Below are 25,776 nucleotides of genomic sequence, written 5' to 3' on the forward strand. Positions count from 1 at the left end.
TGCCGCATTGTATCCCGGCATCAGCTGAAAAAGAAAAAGGGTTATTTCCCTTTGTTTCCGTTTGAACGGATACTTGGACGGGTGTGTTCTGTTCCTTTACCACGTCTGCGCATTCCACGTCCCTTCAGACCAGCACTGGTCTGACCACGTTCGGCACGGCCACGGTGGACTGAGTCTGCCATCCATCCGAGGTGCGGGTCATTGACGATTGCAGGGTGGTGCCCGTCAACGAGAATAACCTCATACCACTTCTGGCGGCCATCCTCACCAACCCAGTATGAGTTCAGCACTTCCATGTTCCGGAACTTGCGGGAGGCGCGCTCCTCAGCAATACGCTGGATACTCTTACCCATGGTTGCCTTGCGCATACCCATGCGGTTTGTACGGCGTCCACGGATATAACGGGATTTCCTCCGTCCACCACGACGAACGGAGACACGTGCCACAACGATACCCTGCTTTGCACGGTATCCAAGGGTGCGTGCACGGTCAATGCGGGTCGGGCGCTCAATACGCACGACACTGCCTTCCCGTCTCCAAATCTGCATCCGGTTCCACAGAAGCTGCTTTACTTCTGACTCATCTGGTTTTTTCCATGCCTCACGGACATAGGCGTACATTGACTTTGACATTGGTTTTCACCATGAAGGTTCAGCCACCCATAACGGATGACCACATCCCTTTTTCCAGCGGGTATACACCCGGCGGTTCTTATATATTAGACCTTTGGATATTAAAGATCTGGGGTAGTCAGTTCAGGACTTCCGCTTCTCGGTGACACAGATACCTTCAATGGATGTCTCAGGATACTGACCGTTCTCGTCTTTTTCAGCGGATTTCACCATATCCCAGATCGTAAGAAGAGCCACACTGACACCAGTCAGGGCCTCCATCTCCACACCGGTCCGGCCATAGGTCCTCACCGCCACCTCTGCCGTGATGAAACCGTCCCCGTCATGGAAATCCACATCAACACCACCAACCGGAAGGGGGTGGCACATCGGAATCAGCGATGAAGTCTGTTTTACCGCCATTATGGCTGCAATCCGTGCTGTTGCCAGCACATTCCCCTTGATTACCTCACCTGACCGGATAGCCTCAAGCGTCTCCGGCCTGAGGTGAATCCTGCCTTCTGCCCGGGCAAGGCGATGTACATCATCCTTCTCCGTTACATCGACCATATAGGCACGATCATTATTGATATGAGAAAATTCAGGCATCGTATCTCCACATCTCCGGTCACGGACATCGTAGTGCCGGGATATTCTGTCAGAATGCTTCGTCATGATCTGACTTATCACTACGCCTGTCTTTCTCACCGGAGATGACAAGAGGTATCTGTGGGAGGAGATCGGTTGCAGCAAGACCATCCCCAAGGGCTGCCAGCGATTCCCCGGCGCGCCCGTTGACATAGGCACCCAGTGCTGCTGCCTCAAACGCAGGAAGACGGCAGAAGAGTGCCCCCACAATGCCTGCCAGAACATCCCCTGTGCCGCCCACAGTCATATGCGGCGTCCCGGTGCGGTTAAACCGGACGCGGGCGGTGTCCGAGATGATGTCAACAGGTCCTTTCACCAGTGTGACCCCGGCAGGGCCATGATCACGCACCACGCGGGCCCGTACGGCAGGGTCGTCCGGCAGGCGGCACCCTGTCATCCGGAAAAATTCCCCTGCATGGGGCGTGTATATCGTACTGTCTGCAACCGGGAGTGGTTGCCGGAGTGCATCCGCATCAAAGACCGCCCGGCCCATGTATCCGGCAATGTCGGTGATGACTGCATGACTTTCCACCCCCAGACCACACCCGCACACCGTGACATCTGCACGCTCTGAGAGACCGGCAAGACGATCGGTGTCCTCTTCCCGGATCACTGCACCCCCCGTCTGCTCGACAATGAGATCCGGGCAGGGCAGCATATTCGGGGTCGCCACCCGGACAATATCCGCACCGGCACGGATGGCTGCCATCCCGGCCAGATAGGGCGCCCCCTGATAGGGCCCCCCGCCAATGATAAGCACCTCCCCCCCTGCACCCTTGTGGCTGCGCTGCCCCTTCGCCGGCAGAATCAGCAGATCGCCCGGGCCGGTGAAACACTCTGCCTCATCGGGAATACCGATGTCGATAACAACAGGCTCCCCACCCTTTGCACGGTGAAATGAACAAACCACAGTGGCAGGAAGGCCCGGAGTCGGCATATCTGCAGCCACGACCGGGACGGCGGACTCCCGCACGACACCGGCACAGGTGGCATACGGCTCCCTGAGGCTCCCGGTGGTACCGGTGCCCAGCATGGCGTCGATGACGAGATCCGCTGAAGAGATGATATCCCTGCATCCCAAAACAGCGTCACGGCTCTCTGCAATGATTACCGACACACTGCAGTGGGAAAGGGCACGGAAGTTCCGAACCGCCTCCGGGGTCCGGATTTCCTGCGACAGGCAGATAACCGTCACCATGCAGTCGCGGCAGAGATGCCGGGCCGCGACAAACCCGTCACCGCCATTGTTTCCTCTCCCGCAGAGCACCACCACATGCCCGGGGGACATGCCCCTCACATAGTCTGCCAGCCCTTTTCCCGCACTCTCCATCAGCTGAACAGCAGACACACCCAGCGCCTGTGCATTGGCGTCAACAGCCCGCATCCTCTCCGGGCTGATGATGCCGCTTTCCAGAAATTCACGGAATCCCACCGCATGCTCCCCAGTATTCATCATACCGCACCTGTACCTGCATTTATCCTATCAGACTCTTTCACCGTCCTCCCCCATTAACGTTCCATCATAATGGCACCATAATGGCACCCTTCTTCAAAGAGCAATGACAACCTCTACATCAGCAAATGACGTTTGAAGATGATGTCCGGGCTGTCGCCCGGCAGATACAGAATGCAGACGCTGTCACCGTGATATCCCATATCGATGCAGACGGCATCACCAGCGAAGCTATTCTGATGCAGGCCTGCACGGATGCACAGATCCCTGCACAGAGTGTCTTCGTACGTCAGCTTGAGCCCATGACCATGAAATATGTGCCTGAAGACAGCAGCCTGAAGGTCTTCATCGACCTCGGGGCAGGACAGCAGAATCTGCTGGAGGAACGGGGCATGGGCACCGAAGATGTAGCCATCATTGACCATCACATATCACAAAACGTGGACACTCCGTATCTTCAGGCAAACGGCCATCCGTATGGCCATACACAACTATCAGCGGCAGGAATCGGCTATCTCATCGCAAAGGAGATGAATCCGGGACATCCGAACCTCGGCATGCTCGCCAAAAACGCCGTCGTGGGAAATGTCGGCGACATGATGGCCCGGGAGCACTGCGGCCTGACAGGTCCGGCCCGGGAAATCGCAGCGGACGGAGAACGGGCAGGAACCATTGAAATTGTGCAGAAAGAGCTGAACTGCTACGGCATTTCCACCCGCCCGCTCAGAGTCTGTCTCGCATTCAGCGATGACCCGTTTATTCCGGGCATCTCCAATAATGAGCAGAAAGCTGAGGCATTTCTGAGAAAACTGGAAATAGAAGAGAAAACCGCAGGCGGCAGGCAGCGGGTCTGGGAGGACCTTGACCGGGATGAGAAAAACGGCATCATAAACGGCCTCGCACAGCAGATGCTTGCAACAGGTCAGGACATCTCCCGCCTCCTTGCAGAACACTATATCTTTCCGGATGAGGAGAGAGGGACGCCGCTCAGGAATGCATCTGAGTATGCGACCATGCTCAATGCCTGCGGCCGCTGGGCCCGCCCACGTGTGGGGAGTGCAGTCTGTGCCGGCGACCGTGCACAGGCATACCGGGAAGGGGAGCAGATGCTGCGCCACCACAAACGGATCATACGGGAGATGATGGAGTACATCCTCGACACCGGGACCACCGTCCTCAGCCATATCCAGCACATCCATGTCGGCGACCGTTTCCCGGATACCATCGTCGGGATAGGAGCGGGGATGGCACTCTCCAAACTGGACTACGAGAAACCGATTATGATTCTCTGCTACCTCAATGACGATCCCGAGCTGGTGAAGGTCTCCATGCGGACCAACACCCGCATGGTGGAGCGGGGCATTGACCTGCAGGCCGCACTCATCGCGGCATCCGAAGAAATAGGTGGCGGCGGCGGAGGACATAAGATAGCTGCAGGAGCATATATTCCACAGAATGCCGAAGAGGGGTTTGCAGAACGTGTCAACAGAATTATCGCAGAACAGCGCAGGTAACCGCGTCCGGACAATCGCTGATTACCAGTTCGGGAAAGGGGCAGGAGAAGCCCTCTTCCCTGAGGAATGCACTTTCAAACTGTCCACCACCAAACGAATACGCTATGTGATGCTGGACGGAGTTCGTATCGCGACAGTCCGTGCACATGACGGAAGATTTACGCTTTCCATTGAAGGGGCAGAACGGCTCTGGCGATATCTGCCCGCGCCCACCTACCGGGTATCGGTCGCAGAAGAGGTGGCAGAGTTCATTATGAAAGGAAAGAATGCGATGGCAAAACATATCATCACGGCTGATCCGGGAATTATGGCGGGAGATGAAGTACTTGTTGTCACAGGGGAGGATCAGCTCATCGGTACCGGGAATGCGCTCCTCTCCGGTGATGAGATGATGGCATTTAATTATGGTGGAGCAGTACAGGTACGGTCAGGAAGGTTGATCTGAAATGATGCCAGGAATAAACCCGAAAAAGATGAAGCAGATGATGAAACAGCTCGGCATGAAGATGGAGGAAATCGAAGGTGTTGAGCGGGTAGTCATCTATACAACCGAAGGCGAATACGTCTTTGAACCGGCAGAGGTCGTCGTTACGATCATGCAGGGCACAAAGACCTATCAGCTGCAGGGCAGCGAACCGGTATTTGTTCCCAAAGAAGTAACAATTCCGGATGAAGACGTGATGCTTGTTGCAGAACAGGCACAGGTCTCCCCCGATGAAGCACGCGCTGCACTCAGGGAAGCAAACGGCGAGATCGCAGATGCGATCATCAGGCTCACCTCTTCATGATCCCTGATGGCCAGCGGGTCCTTCTCATCCACGAAGGAAAGGAATATTATGTCCGTGCCGGAGAGGGAACCCTTTCCACCGACAAGGGCATTATCGACCTGAATGCCCTCTGTGAGGCAGAGCCGGGCGACACCATCGAAACACACCTGGGCATCCCGTTTTATGTCAGGATTCCCCGGCCGACGGATTTCTTCGCCCATGCCCGCCGCACCGGCGCACCGATGCTCCCGAAGGATATCGGCATGGTCTGTGCACTCACCGGCATGAACAGGAATGACGATGTTCTGGATGCAGGGACCGGCAGCGGAATCGCCTCAATTTTCTTCGGCGGCATTGCAAAGACCGTCACAACCTATGAAATTCGTGAGGAGTTTGCCAAAGTCTGCCGCAAAAATATCGAGGAGGCAGGTCTTGATAATGTGGAGGTCATTGCAGGCGACATGCTTGATGCAGAAGGTGCCTATGACGTCGTTCACCTTGACCTGCAGATCACTGAGGCCCATATCCGCCACGCCCACGAACTGCTCAGGCCGGGCGGCTATCTTGCCACCTACACGCCGTTTCTGGAGCAGACGTTCATTGTGATGGACACAGCAGAACCGATCTTTACCGATCTCGTCTGCCACGAACTGATAGGACGTGAACTGACACGAACAAAGCGGGGCACCCGCCCGTCCACGCGCGTCAGCCACAGCGGATATATCACTGTTGCCCGGAAGCAATAGTTCCCCCCATCCTGTTTTTTCTTCCCGACTGCCACATTGCAGGATACTTCTATTACCCCGAATCACGCATTACTGACTATGAAGGGACTCGCAGACAGAGATGCCTGGTGCATTTCCCTGCGTATATTTTCCATTCTTCTTTTACCGTTACAACGGGAGGCGGGCCTCTGATGAAACATATCATATCAATAAAGGACTTCAGCAGGGAGGACATTGACACCCTCCTTGCCCGGGCAGGTGCAATTGATGCAGCACCGCAGATACGAAAGACACTTGATGGAAAACAGGTCGCACTCCTTTTCTTTGAGCCCAGTACGCGAACACGGATGTCATTTACATCTGCAGTGTCACGGCTTGGAGGGACGAGCATCACCGTGGACAGTGTCGAAGGGAGTTCAATATCAAAGGGCGAGACACTGGCTGACACCGTGCGTGTGGTGAGCAGTTATGTGGATGCGATTGTCCTGCGCCATCCGAAGGAGGGGGCCGCCCGTCTGGCCAGTGAGTTTGCATCTGTGCCGGTGATAAACGCAGGAGACGGGGCAGGGCAGCACCCGTCTCAGACCCTCCTCGACCTCTATACCATCCGCCAGTCAATGCCTCTCGATGGCATCCATATCGGCCTGCTGGGCGATCTCCGGTACGGCCGAACCACCCATTCGCTTGCCTATGCCCTCTCCAATTATGATGTCACGCTCCACACCATCGCACCGCAAACCCTTGAACTGCCGGAGAGTCTGGTGGCTGAACTGCACAAACGCGGGTGCAGGGTTGAGGAGCATGAAGATATCACCGACATCATGCCTGAGCTGGATGTGATATACGCCACACGAATTCAGCGGGAACGATTCCCTGACGCAGCATCATACTACAATGTTGCAGAGAGTTACCGTATCACACCTGAGATACTGGAGGGGCATAAAGAGGGGATGATTGTCCTTCACCCCCTGCCACGGGCAGGAGAGATAGACCCCCGTGTCGATGCACTGCCCTGTGCACGCTACTTTGAACAGGCAGGAAACGGAATTCCGGTGAGAATGGCAATGCTTGAAGAGGTGATCTGAGGATGGAGTCAGGACCGCGGGGCCTTCTGATAAGCCCCATTAAAGACGGAACGGTGATTGACCACATCCGCGCAGGCGCCGCACTCACCGTCCTGCGGATGCTGGGCATCACCGGCCAGACAGACGAAGAGCTCTCCATTGCGACGAATGTGACCTCCATGACAGGCGGACAGGAAGGCAGAAAAGACATCGTCAAAGTGAGCAACCGGGAACTCTCAAAAGAAGAGGTGGACAGAATAGCCCTCATCTCGCCTCATGCCACCATCAACATCATCCGGGATTACATTGTGGTGGAGAAGAAAGGTGTCGAGACCCCAAAACTCCTCTACGGCATTGTACGGTGCACCAATGCCGGGTGCATCACCAATGCCAATGAACCGATACAAAGTGCATTTGAAGTGACAGAGGATGGCCTTCACTGCCTGTACTGCGACACGGTCATCACCACGGATCTCGAAAACCACATCATCTGATCATCCGCCCGTGGTCATCAATTTCGCCCCGGTGTATCCGGGTGCTTGAGATCCATTTCCCGTCATCGGCGAGGACACAGGTGATCTGATGAATATCCACCTTTTTTCTGCCGCGTTCTTTTCTGAGGCGATTTATCTCAAGGCTCACCGGAAATGTCTCCTCACTGACAACGAGGGCATCAAAATCCGTGTCAAGAGTGGCGCCATACCGATCTTCGAGGGGAATGACATTCCATGTTGCCGAATACCCGGACTCCCGGATAAATGTAGTAAGTTGCTCTTTGCGCTCTTCATACGGCGCAATCGGATGATTCTTCGCGCCGGCGAATGCATCGGTGGAAAGACCGACAATAACATGCCCATTCTTCCCGGCAAGCTCAAAAGAACGGGAAATGAGCTTTTTATGGCCGTCGTGGAGCGGACTGAATGTGCCCCCTACCATAATCTTCATTGGAGCGTGAGGTTAAACGTAGTACCTATTATGAATAGCGATACTTCTGCCGGGACACCTGCATTTATTGCCGGAAATGCAACCGTGACCGGAGATGTCAGCATCGCAGACGATGTCAGCATCTGGTATGGGGCAGTCATCAGGGCTGATAAAGACAGGATCACTATCCACCGTGGTTCAAACATACAGGACAACGCGGTTGTGCACACCACCACCGGGTGTCCGGTCTCCATTGGCAGAGACGTGTCTGTCGGCCATGGTGCCATCATCCATGGTGCAACGATACGGGACAGGGTGCTGGTCGGGATGGGCGCCATCGTGATGAACAACGCGGTTGTCGGAGAAGACAGCATCATCGCAGCAGGGTCTGTTGTGACCGAAGGAAAAGAGATACCCCCCAGGTCCCTGGTGATGGGCGTGCCGGGCAAGGTCATCCGGGAGGCATCAGAGGAGCAGATCAGTCATATTGTGAAGAATGCCCAGTCCTACGTGGAACTCGGGAGGGAGACAAACAATGGCTGAAGTGGCAGTGATAGGAGGAGGCGTTGCAGGCATTCAGGCAGCTCTCGATATTGCAGACCATGGCATCAGGGTACACCTGATTGAACGTGAACCGTCCATCGGCGGTCATATGGCTCAGCTGGACAAGACGTTCCCGACAAACGACTGTTCCATGTGTATCCTCTCCCCAAAGATGGTGGACGTTGCCCGTCATCCCAATGTGGTCATTCACACACTCACTGAGGTTAAAAGCATCACCGGAGATGTCGGCCGGTTTACCATCACTGCTGTCCGCCACCCCCGGTATGTCGATGAGAATACCTGCAACGGCTGCGGGGACTGCACCGAGATCTGCCCGGTGGAGGTCTATAACGTATTTGATGCAGGAGTGGGCGTCCGTAAGGCAATATACAAGCCGCACCCCCAGATAGTCCCTGACATCACCATTCGTGATGCAGTGCACTGCATCGACTGCGGCCTCTGCTATGACATCTGCGGCAAGGACGCCGTCCTCCGGGAAGAAGAGGAGAAGGAGATCACACTCGAGGTCGCCTCTGTGGTCATTGCAACCGGATACCGGACTTTTGATGCAGAGAAGAAGACGGCATTCGGCTATCTCCGCCACCCTGATGTCATTACCAGCCTTGAGTTTGAACGGCTCATCAATGCAAGCGGCCCCACCGGCGGCAAGATCAAGCGCCTCTCTGACGGGAAAGCACCTGACCATATCGTCTTCATCCAGTGTTTCGGCTCACGCGACATACCCGCAAAACGTCCGTACTGTTCGGGCGTCTGCTGCATGTATGCCATAAAAAACGCGATCCTCATCAAGGAGAAGAACCCGGACACAGAGGTTACCATCTGCTATATGGACATCCGTGCCTACGGGAAGGGATATGAGGAGTATTACGTACGGGCGCAGGAACTGGGAGTCCGCTTCCTGAGAGGCCGCCCGGGCGAGATCATCCGGACAGAAACGGGGATGGAGATTCCGGTTGAAAACACGGAGACATCAGAACTGGAGACACTGGAGCCGGGACTGGTGGTGCTCTCTGTAGGCCTCGAGCCGGCAGACGGTGCGGCAGAACTTGCAGAGGCGTTCGGAATTGAACGGGACGAAAACGGCTTTTTCGCACAGGAAGATATGAAATGCGCACCCGTCAAAACCGTGCGTCCGGGAATATACATCGCCGGTGCTGCCGTGGCGCCCAAGGACATACCTGACAGTGTAACACAGGGAGAGGCAGCGGCCATGCGTGCATTCCTGGATGCAGTCGCCTCCGAATAGGAAAAATACACAATGCGAACAATTACATGGAACACAGAGGGGCAGTGCCTCTCATATATCGACCAGACGCGCCTTCCTGCAGAGCTGGTGACCGTGGAGACGCAGTCAGTTACCCGCCTTGCAGACGGCATACGACGTCTTGAAGTACGGGGAGCCCCCGCACTCGGGGTTGCCGGCGCATATGGTGTGGCCCTCTCCTGCCAGTCTCACCAGAATAAAGAAACCGGGGCAGCGTTTCGGAACGCGATTGAAACGGATGCGGCATTCCTCCGGGCAACCCGGCCAACCGCCGTCAATCTGGGCTGGGGCATCGACCGGGCGCTGCAGAATGCCCTGCGGGAGGATACACCCGCAGCTGCATATGATGCTGCACTACGGGAGGCGCAGGCAATTGAAGCAGAGGACATCACACTCTGCCACCGGATCGGGGCATATGGAGCATCCCTCTTGCCCGATACCTGCACCGTCCTTACCCACTGCAACGCAGGCGCCCTTGCATGTGTGGAATGGGGCACTGCGCTGGGTGTTATCCGCTCTGCTGTTGAAGCAGGAAAGAATATCTCCGTCCTCTCCTGTGAGACACGCCCCCTGAACCAGGGATCCCGTCTCACGGCATTTGAGCTGCATGCAGACGGCATACCGGTCAAAACCATCCCCGACTCGGCAGCAGCACATCTGATGCGCAGGGGCATGATTGATGCGGTCGTGGTCGGTGCTGACCGGATTACCCCGGACGCTGTATTCAATAAGATCGGAACCTACATGCATGCCATCTGTGCGCATCACCACTCCATCCCCTTCTATGTGGCAGCACCCTATTCCACACTGGACACCGGCAGGAGGGAAGCAGATGTGGAAATTGAGGAACGTGCCCGTGATGAGCTGGCCTCCTGCGGCGGCCGACAGCTGATGCCGGATGGCGTCGGGACGGTAAACCCCGCCTTTGACGCAACACCTCTCACCCTTGTGACTGCCATCATCACCGACCGCGGCGTCCTCCGCCACCCATATGACGAACTCACACACTCAGACACCCGAGAAATGACATGAGCACAGAATACCTTGACCCGACGACAGTTGTCGGCACCCCGTGGTGGGATCAGCTGATATACCTCATTGGTGAGGTAACCCTTGTCGTCCTCCTTATGATGCTCATCATCCCGCTCATTGTTGCAGTCATCATCCTCCTCTCGATCCATAACCGCCATTTCTATGCCCCCCGCCTTCTGAAGGCAGGACTGGTGATGTCAGAGGGGATGAGCAAGGCGATATGCCGGTTTTTCGGGCTTGAAGACCAGGAGCTGACCGCATTTTTTATCCGCCTGCACAACACCCTCTCCACAACCTCCTTTGAGGCAATCCCGGTTCAGGAACGGGCAATCTTCATCCCCCAGTGCCTGCGGGCAGCAGATTGTCCGGCGCACCTTACCCCCGAAGGGCTTGTCTGCAGGCGGTGCGGCAGATGTGAGGTCGGGGAAAATATCGATCGTCTCGAAGAGATAGGCTATCGTGTCTGGATCGCGCCGGGGTCAACCCTCATCAAACGGATGTTTAAGAAGTATCACCCAAAGGCAATCGTCGGTGTCGGATGTCTGATGGAAGTCAAAGAGGGCATTGAGATGTGTGACAAGGCAGGGGTTGTCGCAATGGGCGTTGTCACAATAAAAGACGGGTGTGTAGAGACACTGGTCAGCTGGCCTGACGTGTATGATGTTGCCCTCTTAGGCACAGAAGAGAATAAACCGGCCAGTTAAGGCCCGTTTCCAACCACTTTTACGTTTCTTCCGGTCAGTTTTCCGGATTTTATTTTTCCATAGACAAAAATTGTCTCATCAGAGGAGACGTCACCCACCTGCACGCCCGGGCGGAGAGTAATATCCCCCCCTGCGTGGAGAGAGCGGATGCGCGCCTCATCGCAGACGGTTACATTTTCAATGACATTAAGCGAGCCCTTGATACGCACCTGGTTTCCGATGATTGCATTCTCACAGGTGATATCCCCCCCCACGGTTGAACGCGGGCCGAGCTCAAGGGTGCCCCCCACGTCAAGGCGCCCCCAGAAGTGGGTATCAGGTGCTACAATAAAATTGCCGGGAATTTTCACATTACCGTCAAAGAAGGATCCCGTCGGTGCAATGAAACTGTCTCCCTGCCGGTAAACTTTCATTGAATAAATCTCCCATTTCAAAGATTATTAATTATACTCTCTGCTCCTGCCGCGGGCTCATCCGATCAAAGCCCAGAATAGTAATACCCCCAGGGCAGCAAACATTCCGGTTTTAAGCATCGATGTCGCGCCGGATTCCCGGACACAGGCTGATGTTGTGCACCGGAATGCAGATGCAACCGCATACAGGATGACCAGATCAGCAAGAGCAATCATGCCAAGATACCACCATCCCCACCAGGGCACGACGGGCAGAAGACTGAGGAGCACTGCCCCTGCTGCAAGAACAGCCGCTATCCGGCATGAGGTAAGTACACCGGTCACCATCGGCAGGGTACGCGCCCCCCCTTCCCGGTCGCCTTCGATATCTTCTGCATCCTTGAGGATCTCGCGAGCGGTCATCGGAAGAAAAACAATACCCGCGAGGGGGAGATTCAGCAGGAGTCCGTCCGTACCCGCGGCAGCTCCTCCAAAGAGGAAGATGCTCCCTGCCAGATACGATACCACAATGTTTCCCGCGAGCGGCACCCCTTTCAGCCGGGCAGCATAGGCCACCAGCAGAAGGGAGTTGAGACAGGCAATACCAAAGCAGAACGGGTGGACAAATGCCGCACAGGCGATGCCAAAGAGGAAGAGAACGGCGCTGTACACCGCCGCACCCCGGATACTGACAGCGCCGGAGGGAATCGGCCGGTCCGGACGATTTATCGCATCAATCTCCCGGTCATAATAGTCATTGACCGCATTCCCCGCACCGGTAATGCAGAATACCGCCACAACAAGCAGGAACAGGACGGGAGTCACCTCTCCTCCTGCGACCAGCACTCCAAGCAGGACGGCAATGCCTGCAACGAGTGCATTGACGGGACGTAAAATCTGCAGATACCCGCGAATACTCATGTATGGAGATGTTGCTGTTCATTTCAGATTAAATTTGTCAAAAACAAGAGAGAACGGGCTTGAGGGGATTTGAACCCCTGATCATTAACTTAGGAGGCTAACGCCTTATCCAGGCTAGGCCACAAGCCCATACGTGCCTATAATATTCAGCATCAGAAGGTATAAGATTACCGAACCACCACGTTTCTGGTGCGATGAGTGACAGAGAAGTAGTGGAAGGGAGTACACGGTTTTTTATACCCGAACAGGACGAGAACAGTTCATTCCCGCCCGGAAGCGCGCCGGTATTCTATAATCCCCGGATGCGGCTGAACCGTGACAGCACAAACTATCTTCTCCGTCATCTGGACGTATCGTCATACCTTGACGCGATGGCCGCCTCAGGTGTCCGCGGACTGAGGGTGGCACACGAATGCGGCATCCCGGTCACCATTAATGATCTAAGCCCGGAAGCAACGGCTCTCATTCGGAAGAATGCTGCCCTGTACCCGGAGAGTGACATCACGGTTACCGAAGATGACTGCAGAGCAGTGATGCTGAGACAGCGGTTTGATGTGGTGGACCTCGATCCGTTTGGCACTCCGGCGCCCTTTGTGGATATCGCTGCAACGAGCGCACGCCGCTATCTCTTTGTCACGGCAACAGACACCGCGCCCCTCTGCGGGGCACACCTGAAGGCAGGCATCCGGAGGTATGGTGCCCGCCCGATGAATACCGAATACCACAGTGAAGTGGGCCTGCGCCTGCTTCTGGGATTTGTCCTGCGCGAAACGGCAAAATACGACCGTGGGATAGAACCACTCTTCTGCTTTGCACGGGAGCACTTTGTCCGCCTCCATCTGCGTATGACCGGAGGTGCAGGCAGGGCTGATAAGGCACTCAGAAACATCGGTTATATCCACCAGTGTCCCGCCTGTCCATGGCGGATGACCGAGACTGCCTTCCTCCCGACGGTGCAGGAATGCCCCGAGTGCGGTGCAAAGATGAGCCGGATAGGACCCCTCTGGACCGGCCCCATCAACAGCCCGGAGATCCTTTCGCAGATTGCAGCAGACCTGGAGGCAGACGGCATGGGAGAGAGTGTGCTCGCACGGCTGGTCACGCTCCTTGATGAAGAGCTCCCCACCCCTGCCTTTTACAACTACCACCAGCTTGCCAGACACTGGCGCATCTCCCCGTCACCTGCAGACGACGTTATTGCAGCCATCCAGGATGCGGGATACCAGGCATCACGGACCCATTACGACGGACGGGGAATAAAAACAGATGCACCCCTGCATGTGCTCAGGGGCGCAGTAGCTACGAAAAGGTAATTACGGCCGGGTAACCACGGTCAGAATATCGCCGTCATTGAGTACATGCGGCAGACCGACACGCTGTGCGTCATGCTTCACTGAGGTCCCCCACACTTTTGCATACCGGAATTTTTCGACGAAGTCACGGTGCAGTTTCATACAGACCGATTCCACCGTCGCCGGCTCACGGATGATCAGCGGCTCCTCCATATCCGCCTTGCCGCCCACCGGTTTCATGTAGATGCGGATGAACCCGAGCTGGTCATATATTTCATCCTTGAGCGTTTCAAGATTGTATCCGCTGACTGCTGAGAGAAGGATCGGCGGCCGTCCAAAGCGATCGGTTACATCCTTGTTGATCTGGGACAGCGTCTCTTTGTCGACCAGGTCAACCTTGTTGATGGCAAAGAATGCAGGCACATAGACACGGTTGCCGAACATTGCATCAATGAAATCGTCCTGCGTCACCTCGCCGCGGACAAGGACATCTGCATTCACAATCTTGTTCTCTGCGAGCATGGGCCGGATATCTTCGAGATCAAGGCCCGTATTTCCGACGGTGTTGAACCGGAGACCTCCATACCCCTTCTTCAGGATGGTGATATCCGGTTTCTCTTTGTTCAGACGGATGCCTGCGTCATAGAGTTCTTTAATGAGGACATTGATGTGCTTTTCATTGTACACATCACCCAGAAGCAGGATGAGGTCGGCGCTCCTCACCACCGCAATCACTTCCTTGCCACGCCCCTTGCCCATTGCAGCACCTGCAATCAGACCGGGAATATCCAGGATCTGGATGTTTGCACCTTTGTGCTCCATGGAACCGGGCACAACCGTAAGGGTGGTGAACGCATAGGCCGCTGATGCACTCTCGGTATTTGTCAGTTTATTGAGGAGTGTGGATTTACCGACTGAAGGGAAGCCGACGAGGACAACCGTGCCGTCACCGGATTTCTTCACCGAATATCCTTCACCACCGCCGGCAGAGGCCATGGCACGGGAGACGGCATCGTCCTTGAGACGGGCAACCTTTGCCTTGAGCCTGCCGATATGCCCGGAGGTCGCCTTGTTATATTTGGTATTGCGAATTTCGTCTTCAATTTCTTTAATTTCGTCTTCAATTGAGGCCATTGGTGGTGCTATACATATCAGCGGGACACTACTTATTGGTAGTGTATCTGCTGGTTTGCTGCAGAAGACCCGGCATCAGTGCTATTCACAGAAAGGATTGGAATTTCACCGTCTGAGTTTGGCAAACACGCAGGAACCGGAGCCACCGGAACAAACCCACATCACGCCGAAAAGACCTGCTTTACCATCCGGAGACGGTTTTAAAGAGATAATATGCTCAGAAAATGATGAGCAAAATCCCACATACGCCAAGGATAATGCGATACTGCCGGACAGAGAGGATAGCCTTCCCCGGGCACTCCCAACGGCAACAGGGCTGAACCATCCGACATCAGAAGCCCGGTGTACGGCCATGAATGCAACGACGATACGCGGCCCTGCGATTCGTGCTTCCAGGATGAGTGCTGCTCCCGCACTGTCCATACTGCATACTGGTTAGACCCGGATGGGTACAGGGGCCCACTCTGCGGATGCAGAGCAGCCGGATTTATACCAGCACCATCACAAACACGATCCCGCCAATTATCAGAACCCCGGCGCCTGCCAGCTGAAGCAGAAAGAAAAGGCGCCCATAATCTTCAGGGTTCACAGGCTTAACCCCCCGGACCGGGACATCTTTGCCCGTTTTCTCCGGAAGATATCTTCCCGCTCCATCTCTTCAAGATAGTCGTCGATGTAGGTCGCGGTATCATAGAGTGAAGGGATAAGGATGTTTGCCAGGGCATTGACCCTCCGCCGCGTCACTGCAATCTGCTCAGCAAGGCGCACCAGGGACCCTTCCAGCTCTGCAAGAGCGAGCGCCGTCTTCACTGCCCCCTCACACTGCCGGTATGCCGCATCCAGATGGGCGGAGGGTACGGCAAGTGCATATCCCGGTTCCCGGACATCCCGGAAGGGTTCCGGGAGGGTGATGGCAGGCACGGGAGTTCCCATCACGACGGCAGTGCCCATCCCAATATCTCCCGCAGGTTCTGTAAAAGATATGGCCTCCTCCAGCCCGCGCTGCCCCATGACCATCCCTGCACGCAAAAGGGGCGGATATGCAGCAGCGAAGGCATCCTCGGTCTCTTTGCGCAGTCCTTCCCAGTCATCCCGGAGACGGAAGAACTCCAGCACCATCGTATCAAGCTTCTCCTGCAGGAGCTCATGACCCTTCTCCGCGACCACGATCCGTTTTCTGATCCTGAGGAGTTCAATCCGGGTGGGCCGGATGCCGCGGATGATGTGCCTGCTCACTGCCGCTCACCGCCACGGTAGGTGTCAATCAGGGCTGTCGGAATCCGGTTGAGCTCTTCCTCCGGGAAGATGCGCAGGAGATCCCAGGCGGCGTCTAGGCTCTCTGTTATAGTCCGTCCCCCGGCACGCCCCTGCCCGATGAATTCGCGTTCAAACCGTTCGGCAAATGTGAGATACCGCCGGTCCGCCTCGCTGAGCCCCTCATCCCCGATGACCGTCACCAGACTCTCCAGACGCCTCCCCTTCGCATAGGCGGCATACATCTGATCTGAGACCGCGCTGTGATCCTCCCGGGTCTTTCCCTCCCCGATACCCCCTGCCATCAGGCGGGACAGACTGGGGAGCACATCAATGGGCGGATAGACACCCTTGCGATAGAGATCCCGGGAGAGAACGATCTGCCCCTCAGTGATGTACCCTGTCAGATCGGGAACCGGATGGGTGATGTCATCGTCCGGCATGGAGATGATGGGCAACTGGGTAATAGACCCTTTTCTTCCGTGAATCCGTCCTGCACGTTCAAAGATGGAGGCAAGGTCGGTGTACATATATCCGGGATATCCCCGGCGTGCAGGAACCTCGTCGCGGGCGGCAGAGACCTCACGCAGTGCCTCACAGTAGGCCGTGATATCCTGGAGGATGACAAGGACATGCATTCCGCGGTCAAAGGCAAGATATTCTGCGGCGGTCAGGGCAAGGCGCGGGGTGATGATGCGTTCGATTGCGGGGTCATCGGCATGGTTTATGAAGAGGACCGCATGCCCCAGCGCACCGGTATCTTCGAATTCATCCAGGAAAAACTGTGCATCCTCATTCGTGATTCCCATCGCACCAAAGACAATCGCAAACTCCTCATGGTCCCGGAGCACGCGTGCCTGACGGGCAATCTGGGCGGCAAGGGCGGAATGCGGCAGACCTGCGCCGGAAAAGATCGGGAGCTTCTGCCCCCGCACAAGGGTATTCATGGCATCAATTGCCGATATACCGGTCTCGATGCAGTCCTCCGGATAGGCACGTGCGGTCGGATTGACCGCCGACCCGGCGATGTCCATCACCTTCCCGGGAATCACCGGCCTGCCGCCGTCAACCGGGGAGCCTGACCCGTCAAATACCCGGCCGATGATCTCGGGACTGACGACCATGCGCAGGGGATAGCCGGTAAACCGGACCGAGGTGATATCCGTGTCAAGGTCACGGGTCCCGCCGAATACCTGAATGATAGCAGCATCGGAGCGGCTCTCCAGCACTTCCCCCAGCCGGGTCCCGCCACCGGGGAGGCGGACTTCCACGACCTCACCATATGCCGCATCACCGACGCCGGAGACCGCCATCAGGGGGCCTGCCACACGGACAACCGAGGTGTACTCACGTGCGGGAGAGGTCATATCGCCCCTCCTTCGGGAATGAAGAACGCTTCTTTCATCACACGCTCGGTCTTCTCAAAATACTCCCTGAAATCGGCATCCGGAACAGCACCGAGTCGGAGCAGACGTGCTGCAACGGGCAGGGCAGCAATCGCGGAGACCGCCATCCCGCCGGCTACCGCCTCTCTCCCGTACCGGGCGTAATCGGTGATCAGCTGCATCATCCGGTACTGTTTTTCCGGGGCGCAGAAGGTGTCTGCCGGGTCAAAGGCATACTGTATCAGGAATGACTCGCGGATAAACTCAGCAATATGCAGGGAGAGCTTATCATCTTCCGGCAGTACATCCGGCCCGACCAGCTGGACAATCTCCTCAAGTTCACTCTCTTTCTGAAGGATGCTCATCATGCTGCTGCGCATCTCTCCCCACCGGTCACCTGCATGCTCATTCCACCATCCCTCCACATCATCCGGATAGAGGGAGTAGGATGTGAGCCAGTTGACAGCAGGGAAATGACGTTCATGCGCAAGGTCTGCATCCAGTGCCCAGAATACCCGGACAACCCGGAGCGTATTCTGGGTCACCGGCTCAGAGAAGTCACCGCCCGGCGGCGAGACAGCACCGATGACGGATACAGAACCTCTCCTGCCGGACGGACCAAGAACGGTGACATTTCCTGCCCGTTCATAGAAGCATGCGAGTCGCGAAGCGAGATAGGCCGGATACCCGTGTTCTCCGGGCATCTCCTCGAGGCGCCCTGATATCTCCCGCATCGCCTCTGCCCAGCGTGAGGTGGAATCTGCCATGAGGGCCACATCATAACCCATATCACGGTAATACTCGGCGATGGTGATCCCGGTATAGACGGAGGCCTCCCGTGCAGCGACCGGCATATTCGAGGTGTTGCCGATGAGAACGGTCCTCCCCATCAGGGGTTCCCCGCTCGTCGGATCCGTGAGAGCCGGAAACTGGCGCAGTACGTCTGCGAGTTCATTGCCCCGCTCCCCGCAGCCCACATAGACGATGAGGTCAGCATCCGACCACTTCGCCAGCTGATGCTGGACCACCGTCTTTCCTGCCCCGAATGGCCCCGGCACCGCTGCAGTCCCTCCCTTGACAATGGGGAAGAAGGTATCGATGACACGCTGGCCGGTTATTAAGGGATCACCGGGTTTCTGTTTCTCTGCGACCGGACGTGCCTCCCTCACCGGCCAGCGCCGGAGCATGGTCACCGGCATCTCTGTTCCGTCACCATCGGTTACGCGTGCGATCTCGGTTGTCACGGTATACTCCCCGGCCCCTGCCACATGGGTAAAGGTCCCCTCCGTTTCATGCGGGACAAGAACGGAATGCGTAAACCTGCCCTCCTGCACGGTCCCGACAATCGTACCGGGTGTTGCTGCAGCGCCCGGTGCCGCCACCGGGGTGAATACATAAGTGCGCTCCCGGTCAAGGGCCGGGAACGAGGCGCCACGGAGGATGAAGTCACCCATCTCATCACGGACGACTTCAAGCGGACGCTGGATGCCGTCATACACCATACCCAGAAGGCCGGGACCCAGTTCAACAGAGAGCGGGGCGCCGGTTCGCTCCACTGATTCGCCCGGGGCAAGGCCGGTGGTATCCTCATAGACCTGTATGGTCGCCACATCCTCAGAGAGGCCGATGATCTCACCGATAAGCCCGGTTCCCCCCACATGCACCACCTCATACATGAGTGCCCCCCGCATCCCGTCCGCTTCCACCACCGGACCGGTGATACGGATGATACGCCCCGTCACCGCTCCACCCCCGGCATATGCCTGCCGGCAACTTTCCGGACCGCGGCACTCACCCTGTCCTCACCCCGGACCGGACCATCCGGCCCGGGAATGCCAATAATAACCGGATATGCTCCCCGTGAGGGAGTAAGCGGCATTTCTTTGAGATAACGGTCAAGAACACATACCACGCCCGTATCCGGGAGCTCAATCACCTCTTCGAGAACATGGCGTGCTTCCTCCGCATCACGGCAGACATGGACGTCAGGGATTCCCCCTGCCCTGCAGGCAGAAACGGTCATTCGATCACCGATTGCAATAATTTTCATTCTTCCGTCTCCTCCAGCACAAGTACCCGTTCAATCTCCTCCGGCGTCAGGGAAGCGCTGACCCCCCCTGCAATCGCCTGCATATTCTGCGCCTCATATCCGAGGGTGACCATATAGCGGAGCAGCGGCCCGCTCTCCAGATGATACTGGTTTGATACCGCACGGACCATGGCAAGCATGCACCGGTCAAGGGACGACTCAAGCACAGGGATATCACGATCCCTCACGGCCTCAGGGTGGCGGGAGAGATATGATTCATACTGTGTTCCCGCAAGTGCCTGCATAAGGTCCGGCAGCGATCCGGCCCGCCTCACATGTTCGAACCGGTCACCGGTGATCTCGAATCCTCCTTCAGGAATGAGATGATGATCAGACTCTTCCCGGCCGGCCCCAAATGAGAGGGCGCGGGCCAGCACCCGGATGTTTGCGATATCAATCATCCGGCCGGCAATCTCGGTGACCGGAGGCGAGAGGGAGACATCCACACTCCGGGCCGCAAGTGAGAGATTCTTCATCACGGCAATCTGCACCAGCGCGGAGAAACGGGCAGGGCTGCCCGCTGCCTCACGATATGCTGTGGCGAGCACCGGACCGAAGGGAGTCTGGGCAAACCTGCTGAGTGCATCCTCAGGCCCTGCGGCATGTACAGCCTTGCGCACCAGATCCGGAGTTAACGGGCCGGCCGGCGACACCTGCCGTTCAAGATCTGCGGGAGAAACATCCCGCGCCCTGCCTGCAACAATCCATGCAGCTTCCCGTGTCACAAGCATCTGCCCGTATGACGCAAAAAAATGCCCCACACTGTCCGGAACATTCTCGCTGAGGCTCATCACCTTATCATAATAATATCCACGGATAGCCTGTTCCGCAGTGTCGGCATCCATCTCTCCTGCAGACGGAAGACTGTGGCCGGCACTCCGGAAGCGGTCAAAGAGATCATGGGTGGTGTGTGCTTCAAGCACGGCCGCAACCGTTACCGGGTCCACCATCGGATTACCGATGGCCCGCACCCGTGCATCCGGCCTGGCAAATACCGCAATATTCAGAATAATACGAAAATATCCGGCTGATACTGCGAGCATCAGCCCTATGAGAATGGAAATGGCAAGGGCGGCAACGAGGAGAGCAGTTGCGTCATCTCCGGAGAGAAGACCGGAGAATACAGTAGAGAGTGAAAGATCAGTCATGCCCGTCAAAAAGTATCCGTGCTGTTTCCCGGGTCAAATGCTCCCGCATACGTTCAAATCTGGCAGAAAACCGCTGATCGCACCGGTGATTCCGGCAGGTCACCACAATTCCGCCCCCGCTGCGGTCGATGGCTTCCTCGCGAAGCAGGGCAGCGGTTACCTCAGGAAATGCTGCAAGCGCCCTTTCAGCTGCATCCTGATCTTCCTCCCGGAAGAGCACATGGTGCTCCCCGGGACCGACGGCCTCCTGTCCTTCTGCTATCAGCCGGCGCAGCACATCAGGATACGCCGGTGTGTGGGGAAGGTGAGACAGGTGTTTTTTTGCCCCGGAAAAGCACCGGCTGATAGCTTCTTCCCGTACCTCCCGCACCCCGCCCCGTGCTGCCAGCTCCGCCCGTGCGAGAAGCTTCCTGCGGCGGGCCATTGCTTCACGTCTGCCGTCAGCCGAGATGGCGATATATGCTGCCTGTGCTGCTGCATCACCCTCACGCCGGATGCGTGAGACCTCATCATCCGCCGCACGCAGAATGCGTTCCGCTTCTGCTGCCGCATCTGCATTTATCCGTGCAATAATCTCTTCCACACCCATTCACGCACCTCCGAAGAGCCCAATACCGAACATGATTAACACGGCAATTAGCAGCCCGAATATCGCAAAGGTCTCTGCCATTACGGCAAACACGAGGCTTGCCCCCATTGCATCGCTCCGCTGGGCGGTGGCGCCGATGCCTGAGGCGGCCGTCATCCCCTGACCAATGGCAGAGAGACCGGCAAGACCGACGGCAAAACCGGCACCGATGGCGGCAAGGCCTGCTGCCGCGGTGGCCGTGACATCGCGGGTGATCATGCCGGTGAAGGCCATAATGAGAATTGCTACAAGCAGCCCGTAGATGGCCTGGGTCTCCGGGATGACGGTAAAGACCAGCGCCTTCCCGAACATCTCCTCATTCTCTGCAGTGGCTGCAATGCCCGCCGATGCCGCAATACCCTGACCAATAGCAGAGATTCCTGCAAACCCGACGGCAAAACCGCAGGCGATGGCGGCAAACCCGGCGGCAAGAGTGGCAGTGACATCGCGTGTGATCATGCCGGTGAAGACCATGATCAGGATGGCAACGAGGAGGCCGTATATCGCCTGCGTCTCGGGTATCACCGAAAAGACCAGGTTCTTGCCGAACGTCTCCTCGTGCTCGGCGGTGGTCGCAGTGCCCGCCGCAGCGGCAATGCCCTGGCCGATTGCAGAAATGCCTGCAAGGCCAACGGCAAACCCGCACCCGATGGCGGCAAACCCAAGGGCAAGACTTCCGGTAGGCTCTCCCGCAATCATCCCGGTGAAGGCCATAATAAGAATCGCAACCAGAAGGCCATAGATGGCCTGCGTCTCGGGTATTACGGAAAATACCAGGTTCTTTCCAAAACTCTCCTCATGCTCGGCAGAGGCGGCCGACCCTGCAGCAGCGGCTATGCCCTGTCCGATGGCAGAGAGGCCCGCAATACCCACCGCAAGACCGCATCCGATGGCAGCAAGGCCGGTCGCCTCTGTGGCCGCAGTGTCTCCGGTCAGAAGGCCGGTGAAGGCCATGATAAGAATCGCAACAAGCAGACCATAGATGGCCTGAGTCTCAGGAATAACGGCAAAGATCAGGCTTCTGCCCATCGCAGAGTCATGCTCGGCGGTGGCCGCAATACCTGCTGATGCCGCAATACCCTGACCAATCGCTGAAAAACCCGCAATACCGGTCGCAAGGCCTGCGCCGACCGCGGCAAGACCCATGGGGAGCGGCACATCCCCGCCCCCGCCGCCGATGATGCCGGTTGCAAGCAGGATGAGGACCGCAACAAGCAGGCCGTACATGCCCTGCGTCTGGGGTACTGCCTGAAAGACCAGGGCCCTCCCGAACTTCTCCGGCCGGACTGCAATAACCCCGGCACCGGTGGCACCGGCAATCCCGACCCCGATGCCCGACCCGATGGCAGAGAGGCCGACGGCAAGGCCAGCTCCTGTCACGGCAAGAATGGTGCCTGCATCAACTGCCATTACTTCCCCTCTGGTGGTTTGGTGTGTATTCTCTGTGCCGCAAAGGGGGAAAACGCCCTGCCTCCCGCATCAAAGAACCGGCCGAAAAATTCCACATACTGGAGGCGGAGGGCATGAATGAACCCTCCGAGGCACTGGAGGATCAGGTTTGCCGCATGCCCGATCACAGCAAACAGAATCCCTGCGATGAGAAAGACCGGCCCGATTCCCATAATCATCCCTGAGAGGATGTTGATCATCATCGCAATGCCGCCTGTGGCAAGAGCCAGTGCAAGGATACGTGCATAACTGAGCCAGTCTCCAAGGTAACCGGTGAGAGAGAAGAACCCGAGCGGACCATTGGCCCACAGAATACCGGCGATACCAGCAGCAGCACCTGCCCAGGCAATGGTGGTGACAAGCGGTGAGAACGCAGCCCAGCCAAAGAACGTGAGGATAAGGACAGCAGCAGAGGGCTGGAGCAGAAACCAGATACCTTCCGAGAAGAACAGCTCCCTCTGTTCACCGCACCGGAGATGTTCGTATGCCGCAATGCCCAGACCGAGGTTGAGATGAACAACGCCAATGACCAGCGCCAGAATGAGCAGGGCGAGAGGATCATTCAGGGGTTCAATGATCGTAAACGGCAGCGTGATGCCGAAAAACGCCGGCAGATTGCCGAAGAAGCTCCCCATAAGGAGGCCGAAGACCGTCCCTGCCGCACCACAGGCGCAGAGGACAACGGCAAGGTCGTGCACGGTGCCAGGCGCATGCCCTGCCCCGCGGAGGACCAGGACAGCGATGAGGAACAGCAGGATACCATACCCGGCATCCCCAAGCATAAGACCGAAGGTAAAGACGAGAACCGGAGCGAGAAAGAGCGTTGGGTCAATTTTGCCATATGCAGGCATGCCAAACATGGCGGTGAGAAACCCGTACGGCGCCAGCCAGCGGGGATGGGCAAAGGCTGACGGGACATCCCCGTCAGCGGATTCTGTGGTGCAGAAGAAGAGGCCGTCTGCCGATCGGTCACAGAGCGATCGTATCCGGGGCAGGTCACGTGTTCTGGCCCACCCCTGCATGACGATAAGAGACCCGGTCTCCCCAAACTGCGGAGAGGCATCTTCACGCTCCCGCATGACCCCCAGCTCCTCTGCCATCGCCTCAAGTGCTGCATAATGAGTCCGGGCCAGAACCTCAAGGGAGGCCTCAATCCCTGTTTGCTCCTGTTCAAGCCGGGTTCGTTCCGTCCGGACGGCTGCAATGCCGTCTGATGCCGTGCCCTCCGTCATCTCGGGAGTAAAATCCCGGAATGCAAGTGCCCGGAGCACACGGTCTGCATCTGCCGATGCATCCGGATGGGCGATGCATACAACGGTTGCCGGATGGTCTCCCACCCCGCACAGGAGAAATGCGGCAGCAAGCTCCGGCATCTCTTCGTTCAGGTGCATTTCAATATCTGCGCATTCGCCTGACGGGATGATGCCCGCCCGCACCTCCAAAAGGCCCGTCCCCCCCAGGCGGCCGGGGTCGATACCAAAGGGAAGGAGCAGGTGAAGCGTCTCCTCTTCCTCATCCAGCCGTGCCATGCGTTCCGCTATTGCAGCATCACGGGCATGCAGGGCGAGGATTTTTTCGGTTATCTCTGAGAAACGGGTCGATTCTTCAAGGACGGACGCGGCATCGGTGACAGGGAATGATATGGTGTGGTCCGGTGGGCGGGAAAAGAGCGCCAGAACCGCATTCTTCTCCGGGACAAAACCTGAGAGAGTCTCAACGGCCCGTTCCAGACGGGACCGGGCCTCAGCAATATCCGGGACGGCAGATGATCTGCGGCACGGGGTGACGAGTGCATGGAGCCGTTCCTCATCCGTGACAGGCAGGAGTTCAACCACCCCCGCCTCGTGCAGGGCAGCGATCATGGCATCCCTGCGGGCAGTATGCACCCCCACCGTGAGACGCACCATCTCAGCGGGTCTGAGCATGCCCGGTCACCTCCCCGACGACGAAGGTGACGGCCTCATCAAGCCTGGCGTCGGTCCCTTCCCGGATGGATGCAATTTCCTCTTCTGCTGCCGCACGAATCTTTTCCACCTCTGCTGACACCTCCGCCTCTACAGTAGCGATGAGTGCTGCCACCTCGGCCCCACCCTCCCGCCGTGCATCTGCAACAGCTGCCCGGGCATCTGCATGGGCTCTCTTTATGCGGCCATCCGCCTCTGCGCGTGCCTGTGCTATCACTTCCAGTGACGCCGCTTCTGCCTCCCGGATACGGATAATTTCCTGGAATGGCACACAGAACTCTCCTGTGTGATGATATCCCCCGCCAGTCATTAAGCATTTCGCCCTTGCGGAGAAGGGAGCAGGCGGTTATCAGGGAGATGAACAGGAATAGTGGACCATCCATACAACCGGATACGGAGTATCAAATACGTAAATTTAAGTAAGAACCAGTCCTATCTTAGTAGGCACTACAACATTGCTGATATAGTGTAGTCCGGCCAATCATGCAGGACTCTCACTCCTGCGACTGGGGTTCGAATCCCCATATCAGCATCCTGACCTTTAAGAACGGTCACTCTTTTTGTATACTGTCCTCGGTAACCTCTGTTTAATGACTCAGACAGCACCCCGCCGTAGCGAAGCAAATTTCACAAAATCAAGAGTGAATACGCCACAAATTCAATCAATCGTGCGGTAAACCATGCCCAGATTACCGAGGATGATTTCAAGCTCCTCTACGAGTATGGTACCTGGCACAAATCCGGTCCCACCATCTGCCCGGCCCGTGTCAAGAAATAATCTTCCATGTGGCAGGACCGCGAAGATTCATCAGCCCTTTTCATGAGAACACTATCGTCAACATCTACCAGG

28 protein-coding genes and 2 tRNA genes are annotated in these 25,776 nt (G+C 57.0%); 12 read left to right on the forward strand and 18 right to left on the reverse strand.

Going from position 1 to position 25,776, the window contains the following annotated elements:
- Window positions 1–41 precede the first annotated feature (41 nt).
- The 3 genes from L1S32_RS05375 to L1S32_RS05385 form a co-directional block, all read right to left on the reverse strand.
- Window positions 42–632, reverse strand: a complete 591-nt coding sequence (locus tag L1S32_RS05375; protein WP_278156788.1) for a 50S ribosomal protein L15e — start codon at window positions 630–632, stop codon at window positions 42–44.
- Between the two features lie 123 nt (window positions 633–755).
- Window positions 756–1,220, reverse strand: coding sequence for a cyclic pyranopterin monophosphate synthase MoaC (gene moaC / locus L1S32_RS05380; RefSeq protein ID WP_278156789.1), 465 nt, complete (start codon window positions 1,218–1,220; stop codon window positions 756–758).
- A gap of 49 nt (window positions 1,221–1,269) precedes the next feature.
- Window positions 1,270–2,715 (reverse strand): NAD(P)H-hydrate dehydratase, encoded by a 1,446-nt coding sequence (locus L1S32_RS05385; RefSeq protein WP_278156791.1) that lies wholly within the window; start codon window positions 2,713–2,715, stop codon window positions 1,270–1,272.
- Window positions 2,716–2,840: 125 nt separating this feature from the next.
- Here L1S32_RS05385 and L1S32_RS05390 point away from each other — a divergent pair, with 125 nt between their 5' ends.
- The 6 genes from L1S32_RS05390 (at window position 2,841) to pyrI (ending at window position 7,276) form a co-directional block, all read left to right on the forward strand.
- On the forward strand, window positions 2,841–4,226 hold the full coding sequence (locus L1S32_RS05390; protein WP_278156793.1) for a DHH family phosphoesterase: 1,386 nt from the start codon (window positions 2,841–2,843) through the stop codon (window positions 4,224–4,226).
- On the forward strand, window positions 4,192–4,671 hold the full coding sequence (locus L1S32_RS05395; RefSeq protein ID WP_278156794.1) for a PUA domain-containing protein: 480 nt from the start codon (window positions 4,192–4,194) through the stop codon (window positions 4,669–4,671). Before L1S32_RS05390 ends, L1S32_RS05395 begins: the two co-directional genes overlap by 35 nt.
- 1 nt (window position 4,672) lies before the next feature.
- On the forward strand, window positions 4,673–5,014 hold the full coding sequence (locus tag L1S32_RS05400) for a nascent polypeptide-associated complex protein (protein ID WP_278156796.1): 342 nt from the start codon (window positions 4,673–4,675) through the stop codon (window positions 5,012–5,014).
- Window positions 5,011–5,739, forward strand: a complete 729-nt coding sequence (locus L1S32_RS05405; RefSeq protein WP_278156797.1) for a methyltransferase domain-containing protein — start codon at window positions 5,011–5,013, stop codon at window positions 5,737–5,739. The genes L1S32_RS05400 and L1S32_RS05405 overlap by 4 nt, the downstream gene beginning before the upstream one ends.
- A 170-nt stretch (window positions 5,740–5,909) precedes the next feature.
- Window positions 5,910–6,803: an aspartate carbamoyltransferase gene (pyrB, locus tag L1S32_RS05410; RefSeq protein WP_278156799.1), complete on the forward strand. Its 894-nt coding sequence runs from the start codon at window positions 5,910–5,912 to the stop codon at window positions 6,801–6,803.
- A gap of 2 nt (window positions 6,804–6,805) precedes the next feature.
- The gene (gene pyrI / locus L1S32_RS05415) at window positions 6,806–7,276 is read left to right on the forward strand and encodes an aspartate carbamoyltransferase regulatory subunit (RefSeq protein ID WP_278156801.1); all 471 of its coding nucleotides are present in this window, start codon (window positions 6,806–6,808) and stop codon (window positions 7,274–7,276) included.
- On the opposite strand, the gene L1S32_RS05420 is transcribed toward pyrI, so the two are convergent.
- Window positions 7,269–7,727, reverse strand: coding sequence for a phosphopantetheine adenylyltransferase (locus L1S32_RS05420; protein ID WP_278156803.1), 459 nt, complete (start codon window positions 7,725–7,727; stop codon window positions 7,269–7,271). The two genes, pyrI and L1S32_RS05420, sit on opposite strands and share 8 nt — an antisense overlap.
- Before the next feature lie 30 nt (window positions 7,728–7,757).
- Here L1S32_RS05420 and L1S32_RS05425 point away from each other — a divergent pair, with 30 nt between their 5' ends.
- From L1S32_RS05425 to L1S32_RS05440, 4 genes are read left to right on the forward strand one after another with little or no spacing between them, the layout of a single operon-like run.
- Window positions 7,758–8,249: a gamma carbonic anhydrase family protein gene (locus tag L1S32_RS05425; RefSeq protein WP_278156806.1), complete on the forward strand. Its 492-nt coding sequence runs from the start codon at window positions 7,758–7,760 to the stop codon at window positions 8,247–8,249.
- A complete protein-coding gene (locus L1S32_RS05430) occupies window positions 8,242–9,516 on the forward strand; it encodes a CoB--CoM heterodisulfide reductase iron-sulfur subunit A family protein (RefSeq protein ID WP_278156807.1) in 1,275 nt (424 codons plus the stop codon). The genes L1S32_RS05425 and L1S32_RS05430 overlap by 8 nt, the downstream gene beginning before the upstream one ends.
- A gap of 12 nt (window positions 9,517–9,528) precedes the next feature.
- Window positions 9,529–10,566, forward strand: a complete 1,038-nt coding sequence (mtnA, locus tag L1S32_RS05435; RefSeq protein WP_278156809.1) for an S-methyl-5-thioribose-1-phosphate isomerase — start codon at window positions 9,529–9,531, stop codon at window positions 10,564–10,566.
- Window positions 10,563–11,270 (forward strand): DUF116 domain-containing protein, encoded by a 708-nt coding sequence (locus tag L1S32_RS05440; RefSeq protein ID WP_278156811.1) that lies wholly within the window; start codon window positions 10,563–10,565, stop codon window positions 11,268–11,270. Before mtnA ends, L1S32_RS05440 begins: the two co-directional genes overlap by 4 nt.
- Here the strand turns inward: L1S32_RS05440 and L1S32_RS05445 are convergent.
- The 3 genes from L1S32_RS05445 to L1S32_RS05455 form a co-directional block, all read right to left on the reverse strand.
- Complete coding sequence (locus L1S32_RS05445) at window positions 11,267–11,683, reverse strand: polymer-forming cytoskeletal protein (protein ID WP_278156813.1); 417 nt, start codon at window positions 11,681–11,683, stop codon at window positions 11,267–11,269. The genes L1S32_RS05440 and L1S32_RS05445 overlap by 4 nt on opposite strands.
- Before the next feature lie 57 nt (window positions 11,684–11,740).
- Window positions 11,741–12,583, reverse strand: a complete 843-nt coding sequence (locus tag L1S32_RS05450; RefSeq protein ID WP_278156815.1) for a geranylgeranylglycerol-phosphate geranylgeranyltransferase — start codon at window positions 12,581–12,583, stop codon at window positions 11,741–11,743.
- 54 nt (window positions 12,584–12,637) lie between these two features.
- A tRNA-Arg gene (locus L1S32_RS05455) sits at window positions 12,638–12,712 on the reverse strand.
- A 65-nt stretch (window positions 12,713–12,777) separates the two neighbouring features.
- Between L1S32_RS05455 and L1S32_RS05460 the strand changes: the two genes are divergently transcribed.
- A complete protein-coding gene (locus tag L1S32_RS05460) occupies window positions 12,778–13,896 on the forward strand; it encodes a tRNA (guanine(10)-N(2))-dimethyltransferase (protein WP_278156817.1) in 1,119 nt (372 codons plus the stop codon).
- Here L1S32_RS05460 and L1S32_RS05465 read toward each other — a convergent pair whose 3' ends face one another.
- The 11 genes from L1S32_RS05465 to L1S32_RS05515 all read right to left on the reverse strand — a co-directional run bounded on the left by L1S32_RS05465 (window position 13,897) and on the right by L1S32_RS05515 (window position 25,197).
- Window positions 13,897–15,009, reverse strand: coding sequence for a GTP-binding protein (locus L1S32_RS05465; protein ID WP_278156819.1), 1,113 nt, complete (start codon window positions 15,007–15,009; stop codon window positions 13,897–13,899).
- Window positions 15,010–15,114: 105 nt separating this feature from the next.
- The gene (locus L1S32_RS05470; protein ID WP_278156821.1) at window positions 15,115–15,432 is read right to left on the reverse strand and encodes a hypothetical protein; all 318 of its coding nucleotides are present in this window, start codon (window positions 15,430–15,432) and stop codon (window positions 15,115–15,117) included.
- 162 nt (window positions 15,433–15,594) lie between these two features.
- Window positions 15,595–16,245: a V-type ATP synthase subunit D gene (locus tag L1S32_RS05475; RefSeq protein WP_278156823.1), complete on the reverse strand. Its 651-nt coding sequence runs from the start codon at window positions 16,243–16,245 to the stop codon at window positions 15,595–15,597.
- Window positions 16,242–17,630, reverse strand: a complete 1,389-nt coding sequence (locus tag L1S32_RS05480) for a V-type ATP synthase subunit B (RefSeq protein ID WP_278156825.1) — start codon at window positions 17,628–17,630, stop codon at window positions 16,242–16,244. Before L1S32_RS05480 ends, L1S32_RS05475 begins: the two co-directional genes overlap by 4 nt.
- Window positions 17,627–19,390, reverse strand: a complete 1,764-nt coding sequence (locus tag L1S32_RS05485; protein WP_278156827.1) for a V-type ATP synthase subunit A — start codon at window positions 19,388–19,390, stop codon at window positions 17,627–17,629. The genes L1S32_RS05480 and L1S32_RS05485 overlap by 4 nt, the downstream gene beginning before the upstream one ends.
- The gene (locus L1S32_RS05490) at window positions 19,387–19,698 is read right to left on the reverse strand and encodes a V-type ATP synthase subunit F (RefSeq protein ID WP_278156829.1); all 312 of its coding nucleotides are present in this window, start codon (window positions 19,696–19,698) and stop codon (window positions 19,387–19,389) included. Before L1S32_RS05490 ends, L1S32_RS05485 begins: the two co-directional genes overlap by 4 nt.
- Window positions 19,695–20,885 (reverse strand): V-type ATPase subunit, encoded by a 1,191-nt coding sequence (locus L1S32_RS05495; RefSeq protein ID WP_278156831.1) that lies wholly within the window; start codon window positions 20,883–20,885, stop codon window positions 19,695–19,697. The genes L1S32_RS05490 and L1S32_RS05495 overlap by 4 nt, the downstream gene beginning before the upstream one ends.
- Window positions 20,878–21,474 carry a V-type ATP synthase subunit E gene (locus L1S32_RS05500; protein ID WP_278156833.1) on the reverse strand — a complete coding sequence of 199 codons (597 nt, stop codon included), beginning with the start codon at window positions 21,472–21,474 and terminating at the stop codon, window positions 20,878–20,880. Before L1S32_RS05500 ends, L1S32_RS05495 begins: the two co-directional genes overlap by 8 nt.
- Window positions 21,475–22,923, reverse strand: coding sequence for a V-type ATP synthase subunit K (locus L1S32_RS05505; RefSeq protein ID WP_278156834.1), 1,449 nt, complete (start codon window positions 22,921–22,923; stop codon window positions 21,475–21,477).
- On the reverse strand, window positions 22,923–24,887 hold the full coding sequence (locus L1S32_RS05510) for a V-type ATP synthase subunit I (protein ID WP_278156835.1): 1,965 nt from the start codon (window positions 24,885–24,887) through the stop codon (window positions 22,923–22,925). Before L1S32_RS05510 ends, L1S32_RS05505 begins: the two co-directional genes overlap by 1 nt.
- The gene (locus L1S32_RS05515) at window positions 24,871–25,197 is read right to left on the reverse strand and encodes a V-type ATPase subunit subunit G family protein (RefSeq protein WP_278156837.1); all 327 of its coding nucleotides are present in this window, start codon (window positions 25,195–25,197) and stop codon (window positions 24,871–24,873) included. Before L1S32_RS05515 ends, L1S32_RS05510 begins: the two co-directional genes overlap by 17 nt.
- A 186-nt stretch (window positions 25,198–25,383) precedes the next feature.
- On the opposite strand from L1S32_RS05515, the gene L1S32_RS05520 reads away from it, so the two are divergent.
- Window positions 25,384–25,458 (forward strand) — tRNA-Glu (locus L1S32_RS05520).
- The last annotated feature ends 318 nt before the right edge of the window (window positions 25,459–25,776 follow it).

The organism is Methanogenium sp. S4BF, assembly GCF_029633965.1.
Taxonomy (GTDB): Archaea; Halobacteriota; Methanomicrobia; order Methanomicrobiales; family Methanomicrobiaceae; genus Methanogenium.